The 17,026-nt window shown below is 68.9% G+C and carries 17 protein-coding genes and 1 tRNA gene; 11 read left to right on the forward strand and 7 right to left on the reverse strand.

The annotated features are described in order from the left end of the window. The first annotated feature begins 21 nt into the window (after positions 1-21). Genes ACT3UF_RS02095 through ACT3UF_RS02115 form a run of 5 tightly spaced genes read left to right on the forward strand, consistent with a single transcriptional unit; the run spans position 22 to position 3,288 of the window. On the forward strand, positions 22-519 hold the full coding sequence (locus ACT3UF_RS02095; protein WP_444601546.1) for a hypothetical protein: 498 nt from the start codon (positions 22-24) through the stop codon (positions 517-519). A gap of 18 nt (positions 520-537) precedes the next feature. After that, positions 538-987, forward strand: a complete 450-nt coding sequence (locus ACT3UF_RS02100; RefSeq protein ID WP_444601547.1) for an HD domain-containing protein — start codon at positions 538-540, stop codon at positions 985-987. A 2-nt stretch (positions 988-989) separates the two neighbouring features. Continuing rightward, positions 990-1,742, forward strand: a complete 753-nt coding sequence (locus ACT3UF_RS02105; RefSeq protein ID WP_444601548.1) for a hypothetical protein — start codon at positions 990-992, stop codon at positions 1,740-1,742. After that, on the forward strand, positions 1,732-2,364 hold the full coding sequence (locus ACT3UF_RS02110; protein ID WP_444601549.1) for a metallophosphoesterase family protein: 633 nt from the start codon (positions 1,732-1,734) through the stop codon (positions 2,362-2,364). The genes ACT3UF_RS02105 and ACT3UF_RS02110 overlap by 11 nt, the downstream gene beginning before the upstream one ends. 42 nt (positions 2,365-2,406) lie before the next feature. Beyond that, positions 2,407-3,288 (forward strand): hypothetical protein, encoded by an 882-nt coding sequence (locus tag ACT3UF_RS02115; RefSeq protein WP_444601550.1) that lies wholly within the window; start codon positions 2,407-2,409, stop codon positions 3,286-3,288. 150 nt (positions 3,289-3,438) lie between these two features. Here ACT3UF_RS02115 and ACT3UF_RS02120 read toward each other — a convergent pair. Both ACT3UF_RS02120 and ACT3UF_RS02125 read right to left on the reverse strand, forming a co-directional pair. Continuing rightward, a tRNA-Lys gene (locus ACT3UF_RS02120) sits at positions 3,439-3,510 on the reverse strand. A 128-nt stretch (positions 3,511-3,638) separates the two neighbouring features. Then, entirely contained in the window at positions 3,639-5,147 is a 1,509-nt protein-coding gene (locus ACT3UF_RS02125; RefSeq protein WP_441443079.1) for an alanine/glycine:cation symporter family protein, read from the reverse strand. A 275-nt stretch (positions 5,148-5,422) separates the two neighbouring features. Here ACT3UF_RS02125 and ectA point away from each other — a divergent pair, with 275 nt between their 5' ends. The 3 genes from ectA (at position 5,423) to ACT3UF_RS02140 (ending at position 7,959) form a co-directional block, all read left to right on the forward strand. Next, positions 5,423-6,040: a diaminobutyrate acetyltransferase gene (gene ectA / locus ACT3UF_RS02130; RefSeq protein WP_442331858.1), complete on the forward strand. Its 618-nt coding sequence runs from the start codon at positions 5,423-5,425 to the stop codon at positions 6,038-6,040. A gap of 93 nt (positions 6,041-6,133) precedes the next feature. Continuing rightward, positions 6,134-7,453 carry a diaminobutyrate--2-oxoglutarate transaminase gene (gene ectB, locus ACT3UF_RS02135; RefSeq protein WP_442331857.1) on the forward strand — a complete coding sequence of 440 codons (1,320 nt, stop codon included), beginning with the start codon at positions 6,134-6,136 and terminating at the stop codon, positions 7,451-7,453. Positions 7,454-7,566: 113 nt separating this feature from the next. Next, the gene (locus ACT3UF_RS02140; protein WP_345076709.1) at positions 7,567-7,959 is read left to right on the forward strand and encodes an ectoine synthase; all 393 of its coding nucleotides are present in this window, start codon (positions 7,567-7,569) and stop codon (positions 7,957-7,959) included. 108 nt (positions 7,960-8,067) lie between these two features. On the opposite strand, the gene ACT3UF_RS02145 is transcribed toward ACT3UF_RS02140, so the two are convergent. Together ACT3UF_RS02145 and ACT3UF_RS02150 are read right to left on the reverse strand one after the other, a co-directional pair. Further along, positions 8,068-8,436: a GRAM domain-containing protein gene (locus ACT3UF_RS02145; RefSeq protein WP_441443082.1), complete on the reverse strand. Its 369-nt coding sequence runs from the start codon at positions 8,434-8,436 to the stop codon at positions 8,068-8,070. Beyond that, on the reverse strand, positions 8,433-9,140 hold the full coding sequence (locus tag ACT3UF_RS02150; RefSeq protein ID WP_441443083.1) for a hypothetical protein: 708 nt from the start codon (positions 9,138-9,140) through the stop codon (positions 8,433-8,435). Before ACT3UF_RS02150 ends, ACT3UF_RS02145 begins: the two co-directional genes overlap by 4 nt. Positions 9,141-9,237: 97 nt before the next feature. Between ACT3UF_RS02150 and ACT3UF_RS02155 the strand changes: the two genes are divergently transcribed. Continuing rightward, on the forward strand, positions 9,238-9,891 hold the full coding sequence (locus ACT3UF_RS02155) for an IMPACT family protein (protein ID WP_441443084.1): 654 nt from the start codon (positions 9,238-9,240) through the stop codon (positions 9,889-9,891). Positions 9,892-9,964: 73 nt separating this feature from the next. On the opposite strand, the gene ACT3UF_RS02160 is transcribed toward ACT3UF_RS02155, so the two are convergent. After that, positions 9,965-10,288 carry a hypothetical protein gene (locus ACT3UF_RS02160; protein ID WP_442331856.1) on the reverse strand — a complete coding sequence of 108 codons (324 nt, stop codon included), beginning with the start codon at positions 10,286-10,288 and terminating at the stop codon, positions 9,965-9,967. Between the two features lie 223 nt (positions 10,289-10,511). Further along, a complete protein-coding gene (locus tag ACT3UF_RS02165; RefSeq protein WP_441443086.1) occupies positions 10,512-10,796 on the reverse strand; it encodes a GlsB/YeaQ/YmgE family stress response membrane protein in 285 nt (94 codons plus the stop codon). A 261-nt stretch (positions 10,797-11,057) separates the two neighbouring features. Between ACT3UF_RS02165 and ACT3UF_RS02170 the strand changes: the two genes are divergently transcribed. Further along, positions 11,058-14,990, forward strand: a complete 3,933-nt coding sequence (locus ACT3UF_RS02170) for a Pls/PosA family non-ribosomal peptide synthetase (RefSeq protein ID WP_442331855.1) — start codon at positions 11,058-11,060, stop codon at positions 14,988-14,990. 49 nt (positions 14,991-15,039) lie between these two features. Beyond that, positions 15,040-16,365: a M1 family metallopeptidase gene (locus ACT3UF_RS02175; protein WP_444600970.1), complete on the forward strand. Its 1,326-nt coding sequence runs from the start codon at positions 15,040-15,042 to the stop codon at positions 16,363-16,365. Between the two features lie 131 nt (positions 16,366-16,496). On the opposite strand, the gene ACT3UF_RS02180 is transcribed toward ACT3UF_RS02175, so the two are convergent. Next, a complete protein-coding gene (locus ACT3UF_RS02180) occupies positions 16,497-17,015 on the reverse strand; it encodes a 4'-phosphopantetheinyl transferase family protein (protein ID WP_444600969.1) in 519 nt (172 codons plus the stop codon). Positions 17,016-17,026: the final 11 nt, after the last annotated feature.

The raw sequence follows: 17,026 nt of genomic DNA on the forward strand, positions 1-17,026 counted from the left end.
GATCCGACGAGGAGAAGCATCATGCGACACCCGCTCGTTCCGTCTCTCCGGGTCCTCGGGGCCATCGCCGTGAGCGACCTGTCCGAGCACTCGTTCTTGGGCAGCAACCCGGAGCGTGAGGACCGTGCAACTCCGCATAGTTCCCGGATTCCGTCCTATGCCACCACCGCGCTTCCGGGGCCGATCCTGTACGTCGACCGGATGCCGAGGCGGCGCCACACTGACGACTGCCAGATCGAGGTGGGCTTCATCGCAGCATGGCGCTCCCTGAACGGCGCATCGCAGGGGGTCTTCTTTCTGAGGATCGACGAAGCTCGGGAGTTCATCCGCCTCGCCCGTCGGGGCATCCACACGCGAGGGTCATTCATCTTCCGCGCCGCGTCCATCACCAAGTTCAACGCTGGCACCGGCACGGACGAGCACTCCCTCGTCGTCGATGCTCAGCTTCACAATGAACGGTCCGACGGCACGCCCGAGTGGAACACCCCCTGGCGCGTCGACCCCATCCCCCGCACATAGAACCTTAGGAGGTTCCCCTTGGATCCCATCGAACGAGCCGAAGCCATCGCGCACCGAGCCCATGCCGGGCAGACCGACAAGTCTGGCCTGGACTACATCGACCATCCCCGTCGCGTCGCGGAGCGCGCAGCGCTCATCGCTCCGGCCGATCTCCGCACCGAATGCATCGCGGCAGCCTGGCTCCATGACGTCGTCGAGGACACCGACGTGACCCTCGAGGGTCTGAGCGAGCAGGGATTCCCTCAGCTCGTCCTCGAAGCGGTGGACCGGCTGACGAAGAAGCCCGACGTCGCACGAACCGACTACTTCGCGGCCATCCGCGCCCATGCAGTGGCTCGAGTCGTGAAGACCGCAGACCTCATCGACAACACCGATCCGGAGCGCGCCGCGCTGCTCGACGGGACGACCAGGAGCCGTCTCGCGGAGAAGTACGCAGAATCCTGGGCGCTACTGCTCGGCGACGCCTGACGATGGTCGATTTCTACCGCGCCTTCCACGACAGTCACCCCGATGAGAACGGCATTATCGTCGCCGACGACGGAGTCTCGGAGTACGCGTACGTGGCCAACACCGGGCTGTGGCACCGGGAGCCGATCGCAGGGCGCATCGTCCTCTTCGGCGACGAGCACTACGACCGCGTCCGCCTCGAGCCCGAGGACGTGTACGAACGCATCGGTCAGTGTCGACCGATCTGGAACCAGGGCTTCGGAGCAAAGGTGCTCCGTGCACGACGCCTCCAGCCCGATGCCGATAAGCGGACCAGCGCCGACCTCGGCCTCGATCCTGCCCGCGTCCCTCCCCTCGCCGACGACGCGTGGCGCCGCCTCCCGCTGGTCGATGACGACCCCTCTCCGGAGCACGTGAGCGTCGCCAACATCTGGGAGCAGGAGTCCGAGGGCCTCGAGTGGTCCGACTGCGGCCATCGCCCGCTCACCGTCGAGCTGCTGATGGCAATCGCCGAAGACGTCGTCGCGGTACCGGTGCCACAGCACCTCAGACACAGCGACGTCGCCGCCATCCTGAAGGAGCTTTGGGGCCTGCGGACGGTCTGCCACTACTTCCGAATGGCTCTCGAAACGGCGGCGCTTCGAGTCAACGTGACCGTTGACGCCAGCTACGAGCTCCCCGTCGCCCTCGTCATCGCCAAGGACTTCAGCGACCGCTGGGACGGCTGCCCGGACAAGGAACGTGCCAAGATGAGGAACGGTCGCGATGGGCACTGATAGCACCCGAACGTTCTTCACCGCCGATACCCACTTCGGCCACCGCCTCATGGCTCTTCAACGCGGGCATGCCCCCGGCGCCGGCTCCCGAGACGACGTCACCCTCGAGCACGTCCACGCTCACGACGAAGACATCGTCGCCTCATGGAACAGCGTGGTGAGCGCTGATGACGTTGTCTGGCACCTCGGCGATCTCACCCTCAAGCACACCGCCGAGATCGCAGACACCCTCCGACGCCTCAACGGGCGCATCCGCCTCGTCCTGGGAAACCACGACCGGGCACACCCCCACTTCCGCGAACGGGCCATCGCCGCTCAGCAAGAGCTGCTGCGCAACGGGATCGAGTACGTCTGCACGGCCGCGCGGGTCACGATTCCGGGAGGCAGCTCAGGCCGGATCCCGGTGATGCTCTCCCACTTCCCCTACAGAACCGACCGCCCAGAAGACCGCCGTTTCAGCGCATGGCAGCTGGAGTCTTCCGGCGATTGGCTCCTCCACGGGCACACGCACTCGCACGCGGCGATGAACGGTGATCTCCCCCGACAGATCCATGTGGGATGGGACGCCTGGCGGAGGCCGGTGAGCGAGGAAGAGATCCTCCGCCGCATCCGCAGCACTTGAGCCTCTTGCTTAAGACCGCTTCGCGTAGGGAATCATTGAGCTATGGACGACGAGTTTGAGAAATACGTGCCTATGACGGCAGCGGGCCGGCACGCGGCGACGCTCCTGGAGATCCCGGACGAGGAAGCCGCGTACAGCGTCTTGAGCACCTGCATGCGATACATCGCCAATCTGGATGAGCACGACCCCCTCGACATAGATGCCGTCGAGAGCACTCGCCTCAAGCGCGTGGATTCAGCACTTCGACCCTATGAGCTGTCAGCTGCCACCAAGAGATCCCTCTCCGCTTCGCACGACCATCTGCACACGCTGATGACACTTTTCACGAAGGGGGAAGCGCAGCACACCTATGCGCCGTTTACCCTCGTCCGAGGGTCCCTTGAGGCTGTCGCGCAAGGACTATACGGCCTCGGAGCGCGCAACACTTCTACGATGATCCAACGCAGCCTCCATCTGGAGTACTCAAATGTAAAGAACTCACACAGCTTCAGGCGCGCGTTCTCTGAGATCAACCCGAACGACAAGCGCCTGGCAAATCTGGAAGCTCGCGCGGAAGCGGCAGGTGTCGTAGTGAAGTCATTGAAGGATCATCTGACTTACAGTCACATCATCCGAACCGTTGACAAAGAGCACGGTGCTGACGGGATTAACACCGCCATTTGGCAGCTCACCAGCGGCATCGCACACAACAAATCCTGGGCAACCGTTGCGTTAACGGACCGCGAGGAGATCGAAGGCACGAGGGACGACATCGGCGCCTCGTTCCGCGTCACCAGCAATACGACCTGGTTGGCCACCTGCGTGCGGACCGCTTGCATCCTTCACGAGATTCTCCGCGTGACGCACGAGCGCCGCTCTCTGGGCATCGGCTACAGGAGAGATGCTCTCCAGGCGGAAGCGCTGATGGTGGTCATGGCCTCCTGAGTGCTCAGCGTGCGAGCTCAAAGTTCGCCACCTCAACAGGTCCCGTACCACTTCGAGCTCCGCCCGCACAGCCGCGTTGCTGTCAAAGCTGCTGTCAACGCCGGTTCGGAGCCCTTCCCCTAAGGGAAACTTTCTCGCCCTGACCAGCAGTGGGCCCGGAGGGGATCGAACCCTCGACCCGCGGATTAAAAGTCCGATGCTCTACCACTGAGCTACAGGCCCGTGCCCGCCGAGCGGGCCAGATCATCTTAGCGGCGCGCGAGCGGTGCCGAGGACGCCGGGGAGGCGGGAGTGGCCCACCTCCCCGGCGTCGGACGGCGCACCACCGGCGCAGCGCACCCCCGGGCGGCTCAGCGAGCGCTGGCCGGCTCCCGCTCCCGCACGTAGTCGCTGACGTCCACATCCTCCCAGACCTCGACGTTCTTGATCTCCGGCAGGTCGGAGGCCAGGAAGATGGGGTCCAGGCCCTGCGCGCGCTGAGCGTTGTAGTGCTTCAGCAGCGTGACCGCCGTGGGCGTGAGGATCGCGATCACCACCAGGTTGATGAGGGCGATGAACACCATGGACACCCCGGCGATGGTCCAGGCGAGGTCCACCGCAATCACGGAGCCGAGGAACACCAGCGCCACCACGGCGACGCCGAAGGCAACATGCCAGCCGCGCTTGGCGGTCAGGAAGTGCATATTCGCCTCGCCGTAGGAGAAGTTCCCCAGCACCGAGGTGAAGGCGAGCAGGAACATGATCACGGCGAGCAGCACCGCGGCCCAGGAGCCGAGGTTGGAGGCCAAGGACTCCTGCACCATCATCAGGCCCTCTCCGCCGACGGAGACGTCGGGGAAGGAGACCAGCACGATGAACCCGGTGATCGAGCAGATCAGCAGGGTGTCGAAGTAGACGCCGAGGGTCTGCACCAGGCCCTGCTTGACCGGGTGGCTCACCGAGGCGGTGGCGGCGACGTTGGGGACCGAGCCCATGCCGGCCTCGTTGGAGAGCATGCCGCGCTGGACGCCGTTGACGATGGCGGCACCGATGCCGCCGCCGATGACGGCCTGCGGGTTGAATGCCTCGGTGACGATCTGGCCCAGCACCCGGGGCAGCTCGCCGAGGTTCATGCCGACGATGATGATGCCGATGATCAGGTAGATCAGAGCCATGATCGGCACCATTCTCTGCGCGACCGAAGCCACCCGGCGCATGCCGCCGAAGATGATCCCGGCGGTGAGCAGCGCGAGCACCACGCCCAGCACGATCGGGAGCCAGGACAGGCCCTCAGGATCGGTGTAGAGCGCGACGGCGCCGGAGACGGCATCGACGATGGTGTTGGCCTGCAGCGAGGTGAAGGCGAAGGCGAAGCAGAAGATGAACAGGATCGCGAAGAACGCACCGAAGCCGCGACTGCCCAGCCCGCGGTGGATGTAGAACGCGGGGCCGCCCTTGTAGGTGTCCGCAGAGCGGGTCTTCCACAGCTGCGCGAGGGTGGACTCGATGAAGCTCGCCGCACCGCCGACGACGCACATGATCCACATCCACAGCAGCGCGCCCGGCCCGCCCAAGAAGATCGCCCCGGCCACGCCGGAGATGTTCCCGGTGCCCACGCGGGCGGCGGCGGAGACCGAGAAGGCCTGGAAGGCGCTGAGGGACTTGGTGCGCTCGGTGCGCTTACGCCCGCTGCCCACCGGCTCGCGCTGCGCCTTCTGGGTGATGGCGCCGAGCATCGCCGGGATCATCCGCAGCTGCACCGCACCGGTGCGGATCGTGAAGTAGAGACCGAGCACCACGACCACGGGCATCCCTGCCCAGGTCCAGAGCCAGCCCTCAGCATTTCCGAGGAACTCGTTCAGTGTTTCGAGGGGGTTCATGGGCACGAGAGTATCGAGGCGGCTCACGCAGGGACCGGACCCGCTCCCTGCTGGATCACCCGGCGAGACAGCGTTGTACCCGCGCGTGTACAGGCACGCGAAGCTGTGTCCCGCATCGCGGTCACGTGACGCACACCACAGCCGCTGTACGCCGGGCACGCGAATCGCCTGCTCAAAGACGGCATCGCCCCAGGTCGCCATGAATAGTCCACAGTTGTCCGACAATCTGATTCCCGGACGCCGGACAGTCACAGTTGCGTCACGACACTCCGAGGATGGCCCCCCGCAACCCCCCGGGGGACTGCACAAGCGTCACCGCTCTCGATACCGTTGACGGCGATATGGGCCCGTTGATGACGCACAGCGCAGACCACCCGTCCACCTCCGAGAAGACGACCGGACCAGGCTCCGACCTGGAATTCCGCCCTCCCACCATGGAGGAGGGCGCCGCCATGTGGCGGATCGCCCGCGACAGCGGCACGCTCGACCTGAACACCTCCTACGCCTACCTGCTGATGGCCCGCGACTTCGCGGCGACCACCCGCCTGGCGGTGCGTGAGGGAGAAGCTGTCGGGTTCGTGCTCGGCTACCTGCGACCTTCAGCGCCGCAGACCCTGTTCATCTGGCAGATCGCCGTGGACGAGTCCCAGCGCGGGCAGCGCCTCGCCGCCCGCCTGCTCGACGCCCTGCTGGCGGACCTCCCGCAGGTCGCCACGCTGGAGACCACCATCACGGCGGACAACGCCGCGTCCCAGCGGCTGTTCGCCTCCTTCGCCGAGCGCCATGGCGCCGAGCACACGATCGAGCCCCTCTTCGAGGAGGCGCACTTCCCGGACCCCGGCCACGGCGCCGAGCTGCTGCATGTGATCAGCGGACTGCACGCCGGGACCTGAACCCGGGCTCCTCCGAACCACCCGTCGGCGCGGGCGCTTCCGTACGCCCTCGCGCCATCCACAGACCAACGAACCACCACCCAGGGAGATGTCATGACCATGACTGCACCGACCGAGACCACCGCGAAGCCCGAGCTGACCGACGAGGTCAGCGCCCCCACCGTCGACCCGACCGAGCTCGAGTCCGGCGTCCGCAGCTACTCGCGCGGCTGGCCCACCGTGTTCACCCACGCCAAGGGCTCCGTGCTCACCAGTGAGGACGGCCGCGAGTACATCGACTTCTTCGCCGGCGCCGGCACCATGAACTACGGGCACAACCACCCCGAGCTCAAGAAGGTCGTCATCGACCACTACCTCGAGGACCGGGTCGTGCATGGCCTGGACATGTTCACCGACGTCCGCCGCGAGTTCCTGCAGACCTTCGACGCGAAGATCCTGAGGCCCCGCGGCCTGGACTACAAGGTCGCCTTCCCCGGCCCCGGCGGCACCAACGCCGTCGAAGCCGCGCTGAAGCTGGCCCGCAAGGTCACCGGGCGCGAGTCCGTCATCAGCTTCACCAACGCCTTCCACGGCATGACCCTCGGCGCCCTGTCCGTCACCGGCAACTCGATGAAGCGCGGCGGCGCCGGGATCCCCCTGGTGCACGCCACCCCGATGCCCTTCGACGACTACTTCGGCCAGGTCGTTCCGGACTTCATGTACCTCGAGAGCCTGCTCTCCGACGACGGCAGCGGCCTGAACAAGCCCGCCGCCGTGATCGTCGAGACCGTCCAGGGCGAGGGCGGCATCAACGCCGCCCGCGCGGACTGGCTGCGCGGCCTCTCCGCGCTGTGCAAGAAGCACGACATCCTGATGATCGTGGACGATATCCAGATGGGCTGTGGCCGCACCGGAGGGTTCTTCAGCTTCGAGGAGGCCGGGATCGAGCCGGACATGGTGACCCTCTCGAAGTCCATCAGCGGCTACGGCCACCCGCTCGCGCTCACGCTGATCAAGCCCGAGCTCGACATCTGGGAGCCCGGCGAGCACAACGGCACCTTCCGCGGCTTCGGCCCCGCCTTCGCGACCGCCACCAAGGCGATCGACCTGTTCTGGAGCGATGACGAGCTCGAGAAGTCCACCATCGCCAAGGGCGCCTACGTGGAGAGCCGCTTCAACCGCATCGCCGCCAAGCACCTCCAGCACGAGCTGATCGTCAAGGGCCGCGGCCTCGCCCGCGGTCTGCAGATGCCCGATGGCGAAATCGCCGGGAAGATCGCCGCCCGCGCCTTCGAGGAGGGCCTGCTGGTGGAAACCTCCGGCCCCTCCGACGAGGTCGTCAAGCTGCTGCCCGCGCTCACCATCCCCGATGAGCTGCTCGCCCGCGGCCTGGACATCATCGAGGCCGCCGTCGACGAGGCGCTCGCCGTCTGAGACCGCTCTTCCGTCGGCCCGCCTGCACCAGAGGGCGGGCCGACGGTCTGCGCCGGGCACCGAACGCCTGCGCAGAACCCCTGACCTGGACCATCCACCGGAAGGACACCCCCATGCTCGTTCGCTCGCTCGCCGAGGTCGAAGGCACCGACGCCGACATCAAGTCCGACACCTGGCGCTCCAAGCGCATCATCCTGGCCAAGGAGGGCGTGGGCTTCTCCGTCCACGAGACCACGCTGTACGAGGGCACCGAGAGCTACTTCTGGTACGCCAACCACATCGAGGCCGTCTTCATCACCCACGGTGAGGGCGAGATCGAGGACCTGGCCACCGGTGAGGTGCACCAGCTCGCACCGGGCACCCTCTACCTGCTCAACGACCACGACAAGCACAAGGTGCGCGTCCGCAAGGAGATCCGCTGCGTGTGCGTGTTCAACCCGCCGGTCACCGGCCGCGAGGTCCACGACGAGAACGGCGTGTACCCGCTGATCACCGAGGACGCCTGAGCACGGCAACGGTTGAGCGCTGAGCCTCAGCGCCCCGCATGACGGAGCCCGGCAGGACCGATGTCCTGCCGGGCTCCGTCATGTCCTGCGTCGTGTCCAGCGGCGGATTCAGCGGGCGGGTGCTCCGCCCCCGCGGGCATGGGTGATCGCGGCGATCCAGGCGGCCCGGCCGGTGACCACGAAGCTGCGCACCGTGCCGTCCCGCAGGGCGATGGCGATCGAGTTCGGCAGCAGCGGAAGCACCCCGAGCAGCTTCGTCCAGGCGGTGCCGACCTCGGCGACCAGTGAGAGCGGCAGCTCTGAGGGGCCGCTGCGCACATTGAACGAGTGAGCGATGAACACCAGGCGCGCGGTGGTCAGGAACAGCTTCCCGCCCGCCGTCTCGGCGCCGCGCTGCATGTTCGCACTCCCGCTGCGCACGAGGGACTCCCCCGCGGCGAGGGGGAACGGGAGGACCGCGGGATCCTCGATGCTCACGCCGTGCGCCGACGCACGATCAGCAGGATCACACCGATCGCCAGCAGCAGGAAGCCGAGTGCCCCGCCGCCGATGCCCAGGAAGATCCCGCCGACTCCGGCCAGGATCCCTCCAACAGAAGCCGGCGGGCCGACCGCGACAGGGGTGCCGCCGCAGTCGATGGTGTATTCGCCGCCCTCTTCCGCAGTGAAGGAGTCGACGGACACCCAGCTCGTCTCGCCGTCCTGGAAGCTGCTGCTCTGCGAGGTGCCTGCACCGACTGCAGGACCGTCCACCATGCAGGTCGGGGTCGGTGTGCCCTCCTCGACGTAGATCTGGAACGTCTCGTCGGCCTCGGCGATGACTGTGCCGCTGCCGCTGTCGAACTCCTCGAGCTCGCTGATGTCACCGATGGCGCCGCCGATGCCTACCACCGCCAGGATCACGCCGATGATCACGCTGAGGGCGAGGATCACGGAGCCGAGGATGATCAGGACCTTCGGCGCCTTGGACGGCTTCTTCACGGGTGCGCCGGGGCCGCCCTGGGGCGCGGAGTAGCCGGCGCCGGATCCTGCATAGCCGCCGTCGGGCGCGGAGTAGCCGCCCTGGGGGCCGGTGCTCTGGCGCCCGGGCTCGCCCGGGGAGGGCATGCCGCCCTGCGCGGGGATGCCGTGCTGGGGGGACAGCGGGCGGGACGATGGCTGCTCAGAGGGAGGCTGGGTCACGGGGAGCTCCTGACGTTCTCGAGGGCGACGGGGCCAGGCTACCGTCCGCCTACCGCCCGCCCGCAAGGCCGCTCCCCTGCGGCCTAGACTCGCCTTCATGCCCGATCCCTTCGTCCTCGCCGCCGATGTCGAGACCGAGCTGGTCGAGAAGCGCTCCCGGTTCCTCACCCGGCTGCATCGTGTCCAGGAGGTCGAGCAGGCCGATGTTCTGCTGCGCGCGGCCCGGACGCAGCACCCCGATGCCCGCCATCACTGCACCGCGCTGGTGCTGGGCGAGACCGCGGAGCGGGCGGAGATGCACCGCTCGAACGACGATGGCGAACCGTCCGGGACCGCGGGGATGCCGATGCTGCAGTCCCTGCTGCATGCGCGCCTGGTGGACACCTTCGCGATCGTGATCCGCTACTTCGGCGGGGTGAAGCTCGGTGCGGGAGGGCTGGTGCGCGCCTACACCGCCGGGGTCGAGCTGGCGGTCACGGCGGCGACCCTGCTGCGCCGCACCGAGCTGGTGATCGCGCAGATCGAGGTGCCCCCGGCGGAGGTCGGCATCGCCGAGAACTCGGTGCGCCTCTGGGCCGCCGCCCGTGGCGCTGCGGTCGTGCCGACGCAGTACTCCGCCCGCAGCGCGCTGCTGACGGTGCTGGTCGCGCCCGAGAACTTCGACGAGCTCGCGGCGGACACCGCCCGCTGGTCCTCAGGGCGCCGCACCGTCGAGGACGCAGGGCGGCGCACGGCCGACGTCCCGCTCTGAGCGCCCGGGGCTTCGAGCACCGCGAGCTCCGAGCGCTGGCGGCTCCGCGCACCGGGGGCTCTGCGCTTCGTGCTCAGATGTCGTCCTCCGCCGGAGGCCCGCCCTCGTTCTCCCAGTTCTCCAGCCGCTTCACGGTGCGCGGATTGAACTTCTGACGCACGCCATGGCCGAAGCCGGCGTGCTCATCCGCCGGCAGCAGTTCGATGCCGAACTCCTCGAGCGCGACGTGGAGCCGCTGCTCCTGCTCCGGTGTGAGGACGCGGAGCCCGCGCTCCAGGCCACGCAGGTGCTCGACCTCCAGGCCCGACTGCTCGGAGACGTCGAGGAGGGAGACCTGGGCGAGGGCCCGCGCAGCCCGGGCCAGATCCGCGGTGATCAGGGGCGCTGTATTGGTCATGACTCCAGACTGGCTCATTGCGCAGGAAAGCACCAGGGCACAGCCGGGCAGGACCAGACGGGAGCCGGCCGGGGCGGGGCGGGGAGAGCAGGCGGGAGCGGGATAGTGCGCACGAGAGCGTGCAGGCCGGGGCATGACAACGGCGCCGCCCCGGAAGATCCGGGACGGCGCCGTCGAGGGTGCGGCGCCCTTAGGCGCACGCGTCAATCAGTCAATCAGAAGCTCAGGCGCGGTTCTTCGTCGCGAGGCTGTAGATGAACATGACGATCAGGGCGCCGATGACGGCGAGCAGGATCGTCCAGAGGCTCCACGGGTTCTCCATGATGCCGCTGATGCCCGAGCCACCGAGGAGACCGCCGATGAAACCGCCGACGATCGCGCCGATGACGCCGAGGACGATGGTCGTCCCGAGTCCCATGGACTGCTTGCCGGGCATGAGGGCCCGAGCGATGAGACCGATGAGCGCGCCGATGATGATCCAGGAGATGATGAGTCCGATGAGGCCCATTGTCGAATGTCCTATCTACGAGGGGAAGAGAAGGGTACAGCCACACCATTCTGGTCGTTTCCCCTCGCCTCTTCGCGCAGGACTGTGAACACGCTGGTCACAGAGGCGACCGAGTGGTCCATAAACCGTTATTGAAACTTGGGTCACCTTGTGTGCGGGAACTTCGGGGAGCCCCGATTACCCTCTTCTCGCGTCTCGCCCACCACCCGCTGGTCCGCTCCTGGACGGTTCCGCGTCATCTTGAGGGGACACACTTCTGCTGTGAATGACTCTGCACATCTCCTGCCCGAGCTGCTCGCCGGGAACAGGGCGCCCGCGCCGACCACTTTGGTGGCGCTCTTCCGCCAGGTCGTGGCGGAGTCCGGGGACGCCCCCGCCGTGGACAGCGGGCTGGACACCCTGACCTATTCCGAGCTGGACCGGGCCGCGACCGAGCTCGCCGCCCGCCTCGCCGACCAGGGCGTGCGCCCTGGCGACAAGGTGGGGGTGCGGATCAAGTCCGGCACCACCGATCTGTACGTCGCGATCCTCGGCATCCTGGTCGCCGGCGCCGCTTACGTCCCGGTCGATGCTGACGATCCCGATGAGCGCGCCCGGGTGATGTTCGAGGAATCCGCGTCTGTCGCCGTGATCGGCAACGACCTGGTCATCACGCCCACTGCCGTCGGCCGCGCAGCCACAACAGATGGCGACAATGTTGGCGAGACAGCTGGCGACACAGCTGGTGACGCGACCGTCGGGCTGCGCGAGGTCGAACCCGGGGACGATGCCTGGGTCATCTTCACCTCCGGCTCCACCGGGAAGCCCAAGGGGGTGGCGGTCACCCACCGCAGCGCCGCCGCCTTCGTGGAGGCCGAATCACGGATGTTCCTTCAGAACTCCCCGATCGCCCCCGGCGACCGGGTGATGGCCGGGCTCTCCGTGGCCTTCGACGCGAGCTGCGAGGAGATGTGGCTGGCCTGGGCGTACGGAGCGTGCCTGGTGCCCGCGCCGCGCTCGCTGGTGCGCTCGGGCGTGGACGTCGGCCCCTGGCTGTCCGCCAACCGCATCAGCATCGTCTCCACCGTGCCCACCCTGGTGTCGCTGTGGCCGGACAGCGCACTGACCGAGGTGAGACTGCTGATCATGGGCGGGGAAGCCTGCCCGCCCGAGCTCGCGGCGCGGCTCCAGGCCCCTGGCCGCGAGGTCTGGAACACCTACGGCCCCACGGAGGCGACCGTCGTGGCCTGCGGCGCGATCCTCGACGGGACCGACCCGGTGAGAATCGGACTGCCGCTGGATGGCTGGGACCTCGCCGTGGTCGATGCCGAGGGGCAGCCCGTGCCCGCAGGCGCCTCCGGCGAGCTGATCATCGGCGGCGTGGGCCTGGCCCGCTACCTCGATCCGGAGAAGGACGCGGAGAAGTACGCCCCGATGCCGACTCTCGGCTGGGACCGCGCCTACCGTTCGGGCGACATCGTGCAGAACGACCCCGCGGGGCTGCTGTTCGCAGGCCGGGCCGACGACCAGATCAAGCTCGGCGGCCGCCGCATCGAACTCGGCGAGATCGACGACCAGCTGCTGCGCCTGCCCGGCGTGGTCAGCGCCGCTGCCGCCGTGCGCTCCACGAAGTCCGGCAACCAGCTCCTGGTCGGCTACCTCACCGTCGACGCCGGCTATGACGCCACGATCGCCAAGGAGCTGCTGCGCCAGCGGATGCCCGCCGCGCTGGTGCCGCGCCTGGCGGTGATGGACGAGCTGCCCACCCGCACCTCGGGGAAGATCGATCGCGACGCGCTGCCCTGGCCGCTCGCGCGCCGCGGAGCACCTTCAGCGGCATTGTCCGGCACCGCCGCCTGGATCGCAGAGATCTGGGGCGAGGTGCTCGGCGCCGAGGCCACCTCCGGAAGCGATGACTTCTTCGACTTCGGCGGCGGCTCCCTCACCGCCGCGCAGGTGGTCAGCCGGCTGCGGGAGAAGCATGCCGAGCTCGCCGTCGGCGACATCTACGCCCATTCCACCCTCGCCTCCCTGGCCGCGTACCTCGACGAGATGGGCACCTCCGCGGTGGCGAGCGACCGCACCGTGGCGCCGCTGCGACGCCGCACCCAGGTCGCCCAGCTGCTCGCGCTGGTGCCGCTGCGGGCGCTCGCGGCACTGCGCTGGATCACCTGGCTGATGCTCGCCTCCACCCTCGCCGCGGCCCTCACCGATCTGCCCTGGCTGGTGGCCTTCCCGCTGTGGCTGGTGATCCCGCTGGCCGTGGTGATGCTGCTGCCGCCCGGTCGGATGATGCTCGCCGCACTGCTGGCACGGGTGCTGCTGCGCGGGGTGCGGCCGGGCAGCCACCCCCGCGGCGGCCGAGTCCATCTGCGGCTGTGGCTGGCGGAGAAGGTCCAGGAGGAGCTCGGGGCGACGAACCTCGCCGGCGCCGCCTGGTTCCCGCTGTACGCGCGCCTGCTCGGGGCGCGCCTCGGCAAGGACGTGGACCTGCACACCCTGCCCCCGGTGACCGGGATGCTGGAGATCGGTGACGGCGCCTCGATCGAGCCCGAGGTCGACCTCGCCGGCTACTGGATCGATGGCGACCGGCTGCGGATGGGACAGATCCGGATCGGCAAGCGCGCCCGCGTCGGGGCCCGCAGCCTGCTCGGTCCCGGCGCGAAGATCGGCCCGGAGGCGGAGGTCGCGCCCGGCTCCGCCGTGCTCGGCACCGTCCCGGCGGGCGAGTTCTGGTCCGGCTCCCCGGCCGAGCGCCAGGCGAAGGCCCGCGGTCCCTGGTCCACCGACGCCCCGCGGCGCCGTCCGCTCTGGCTGCTGGTCTTCGCCGCGCTCTCCGTCCTGATCGCCGCTCTGCCGGTGGTGGCGATGCTGACCGGCGCGGCGGGGCTGCTGCCGGCCGTGCATGACACCGACAGCTTCGGTGCGGCGGTGCTCGCCGCGCTGCCCTGGCTGCCGCTCGCGGCACTCGCGGGCTTCGGCGCTCTGATAGTGCTGGTCGTGGTGCTGACCCGGTTGCTGGCGCTCGCGATCCGGCCCGGTCACCACCCGGTCCGCTCCGCGGCCGGGGTGTCCATCTGGGGGACGCTGCGCCTGCTCGACGAGGCGCGCACCTGGCTGTTCCCGATCTATGCCGGGGCGCTCACCCCGCTCTGGCTGCGCCTGCTGGGCGCCAAGGTGGGCAAGGGCGCGGAGATCTCCACGGTGCTGCTGATCCCGAGCCTCGTGCAGGTGGGTGAGCATTCCTTCCTGGCCGACGACACCTTGGTGGGCTCCTATGAGCTGGGCGGCGGCTGGATCCGGGTGGAGCACGTCAAGGTCGGCAAGCGCGCCTTCGTAGGCAACTCCGGGATGCTCGCCGCCGGGCGCAAGGTCCCCAAGCAGTCGCTGGTCGCGGTGCTCTCTGCCGCGCCGCGGCGCAAGACCGCGAAGGCCGGCACCTCCTGGCTGGGCAGCCCGCCCCGCAAGCTGCGCCGCACGGAGGGCGAGCACGACTCCTCCCTCACCTACGACCCGCCCACCGGCCTGCTCGTGCAGCGCGGGCTGGTCGAGACCGGCCGCATCGTGCCGCTGCTGCTGGCCCTGCTGCTCCCGGTGGCCGTCGGCGCAGTGCTGTTCGCGCTGCTGCTGCAGGACAGCTGGGGAGTCATCGCCGCGGTGGTCCTCGGCGGTCCGGTGATGCTCGCAGCCGGAATCCTCGCCGCCGGGATCACGGTGGTGGCCAAATGGATGATCATCGGCAAGCACCGTCCGGGCGAGCACGCCCTGTTCACGCCCTATGTGTGGCGCTCCGAGCTGGCCGACACCTTCACCGAGGTGCTCGCGGCCCCCTGGTTCGCGAATATCACCGCCGGCACCGCGGCGCTGAACCTGTGGCTGCGACTGCTCGGTGCGAAGATCGGGCCGGGCGTCTGGTGCGACCCGTACTGGCTGCCGGAGACGGACCTGGTGACCCTCGGCGCCGGCTCCACGATCAACCGCGGCTGCGTGGTCCAGACCCACCTCTTCCAGGACCGAGTGCTGAGCATGGACACCGTCACCCTGGGCGAGGGTGCCACCCTGGGCCCCGGCGGCGTGATCCTGCCGGCGGCGTCGATCGATCGGCACGCGACCGTCGGCCCCGTCTCGTTGGTGATGCGGGGCGAACGCGTACCACCCGGCACCCGCTGGACGGGCAACCCGATCGGCCCCTGGGAAGAAGAGGACGGCGCATGAGCACCCTCCGTCGACGAACTGTGAGGAACGAACGGGAGGAGATGGACGCATGAGCGCTACTGCCACGGGCAGCGATCCGTACGTCCCCCGGCATGGGGACTCGAACTTCGAGGTGCTCCACTACGACCTGAACCTCGCCTACCGGGTCGAGGGAAATCGGCTGGACGGGGACGCGACGCTGACCTGCCGGGTCCTGGAGGAGGCCGACGCCCTCCACCTCGACCTCCACGGCCTGCATCCCCAGAAGGTGTTCGTGGACGGCCGGGCGCACGGCTTCACCCATCTGCGCGGACGGCTCACGGTGAAGCTCCCGCTGAGCCTCGGAACAGAGCTGACCGTGCGGGTGAAGTACTCCGGCAAGCCCCGCCCGGTGTCCACGCGGGCCCTCGGCTCGGCCGGCTGGGAGGAGCTGGAGGATGGCGTGATCGTCGCCGCGCAGCCGCATGGAGCGCCGACCTGGTTCCCCTGCAACGACCGCCCCGACAACAAGGCGACCTACGCGATCACGCTCTCGGCGCCGCCCGGGTACACCGTCGCCGTCTCCGGGGAGCTGCAGGGCACCAGCCGCAAGGGCAACGCGGTGACCTGGTCCTACCAGCAGACCGTGCCGATGCCGACCTACCTCGCCACCGTCCAGATCGGGCGCTACCGAACGCTCGAGCAGGCGGGCGCACCGGTGCCGGTGCGCACGATCGCCCCGCGGGAGCTCAGCGTCGCGGACCTCGAGGGCTCCTTCGCCCTGCAACCCGCGATGCTCACCTTCTTCACGGGTCTGTTCGGGGACTACCCCTTCGCCTCCTACACCGCGGTGATCACCGAGGACGAGCTGGAGATCCCGCTGGAGTCCCAGGGACTGTCGACCTTCGGCAGCAACTTCGTGGACACCGCCTGGGAGAGCGTGCGACTGATCGCGCACGAGCTGTCCCACCAGTGGTTCGGCAACTCGGTCACGCTCGAGCGCTGGCAGGACATCTGGCTCCATGAGGGCTTCGCCTGCTACTGCGAATGGCTGTGGGCAGAGGAATCCGGGGTCTCGACCGTCCGGGCGGAGGTCGAGAAGCACCACACGCTGCTGGCCGACCTGCCGCAGGACGATCTGCAGCTCGCCGACCCGGGCCCCGCGCTGATGTTCGACGACCGGGTCTACAAGCGCGGCGCCCTCGCGGTGCATGCGCTACGCCTGCACCTCGGGGATGCACGTTTCTTCGAGATCATCAGGGGCTGGCTCACGGAGCATCGCGCCGGCAGCGTGACCACCGAGCTGTTCCTCGAGCATGTGCGGCGCGAGGCCGGCGAGGAGACCGCCGCGCTGCTGTCGCCGTGGCTGTTCGAGACCGCGCTGCCGCCGTGCCCGGTGCCCGTCAGGGCGTCATAGTCGGGGCCCGGGCTCCGCTCGCCTGGGTGTCCGGCCGTTCAATGAATTGCGTATCCGCAAATCTCTCAACAAGCGGACATCACACCAAGCGGGCAGTCCACCACGCGGGCAGGTCACCCCGCCCTCGTGGATCAGAGCCGGGCGAGGGCGGCGACGTGGCCGGGCGGCGCCGGCAGGTCCTCCACCGCGAAGTCCGCCAGGCGCAGTTCACTCATCGGGGTCTGCATCCCCGTCCCGAGGGCCTTGAGCACCGCCTCCTTGCGGGCCCAGAGCACGGCGCGCTCTGGCGGGTCCGCGCGTGCAGCGGCGGCCCGTTCGCTCGGATGCAGCATCAGCTCCGGGTCCCAGCCGCGGCCGACGGCGGCGATCGATTCGAGGTCGACGCCGACGGGTCCACCGGGATTCACCGCCGTCATCAGGTGCTCCCCGCAGCGGGTGAGGCTCACCGGGACCTCGTCCCGTCGGCCCCGCGCTCGGGCCCAGGGACGGCCGTGCGACGAGGAGCCGCAGCGCGGACACGAACGCCCCACCAGCACGTCCGTCGGCGGGAGTCCGAGCAACTCGGCGACGCGAGCGCGCAGGATCGCATCCGGATCCTCCTCCACCCGATGCAGGCGGACGATCCCGGCGGCGTCCAACGGTGCTGTCATGCCGCGCCCTT

The sequence above is a fragment of the Brachybacterium sp. AOP24-D1-21 genome, from assembly GCF_052378665.1.
Taxonomy (GTDB): Bacteria; Actinomycetota; Actinomycetes; order Actinomycetales; family Dermabacteraceae; genus Brachybacterium.

Excerpts from the sequence above, each read along its gene's own strand:
- ACT3UF_RS02095 (WP_444601546.1), top strand. The coding sequence starts at position 22 with ATGCGACACCCGCTCGTTCCGTCTCTCCGGGTCCTCGGGGCCATCGCC.
- ACT3UF_RS02105 (WP_444601548.1), top strand. The coding sequence starts at position 990 with ATGGTCGATTTCTACCGCGCCTTCCACGACAGTCACCCCGATGAGAAC.
- ACT3UF_RS02110 (WP_444601549.1), top strand. The coding sequence starts at position 1,732 with ATGGGCACTGATAGCACCCGAACGTTCTTCACCGCCGATACCCACTTC.
- ACT3UF_RS02115 (WP_444601550.1), top strand. The coding sequence starts at position 2,407 with ATGGACGACGAGTTTGAGAAATACGTGCCTATGACGGCAGCGGGCCGG.
- ACT3UF_RS02125 (WP_441443079.1), bottom strand. The coding sequence starts at position 5,147 with ATGAACCCCCTCGAAACACTGAACGAGTTCCTCGGAAATGCTGAGGGC.
- ectA (WP_442331858.1), top strand. The coding sequence starts at position 5,423 with ATGGCCCCCCGCAACCCCCCGGGGGACTGCACAAGCGTCACCGCTCTC.
- ectB (WP_442331857.1), top strand. The coding sequence starts at position 6,134 with ATGACCATGACTGCACCGACCGAGACCACCGCGAAGCCCGAGCTGACC.
- ACT3UF_RS02140 (WP_345076709.1), top strand. The coding sequence starts at position 7,567 with ATGCTCGTTCGCTCGCTCGCCGAGGTCGAAGGCACCGACGCCGACATC.
- ACT3UF_RS02155 (WP_441443084.1), top strand. The coding sequence starts at position 9,238 with ATGCCCGATCCCTTCGTCCTCGCCGCCGATGTCGAGACCGAGCTGGTC.
- ACT3UF_RS02160 (WP_442331856.1), bottom strand. The coding sequence starts at position 10,288 with ATGACCAATACAGCGCCCCTGATCACCGCGGATCTGGCCCGGGCTGCG.
- ACT3UF_RS02165 (WP_441443086.1), bottom strand. The coding sequence starts at position 10,796 with ATGGGCCTCATCGGACTCATCATCTCCTGGATCATCATCGGCGCGCTC.
- ACT3UF_RS02175 (WP_444600970.1), top strand. The coding sequence starts at position 15,040 with ATGAGCGCTACTGCCACGGGCAGCGATCCGTACGTCCCCCGGCATGGG.
- ACT3UF_RS02180 (WP_444600969.1), bottom strand. The coding sequence starts at position 17,015 with ATGACAGCACCGTTGGACGCCGCCGGGATCGTCCGCCTGCATCGGGTG.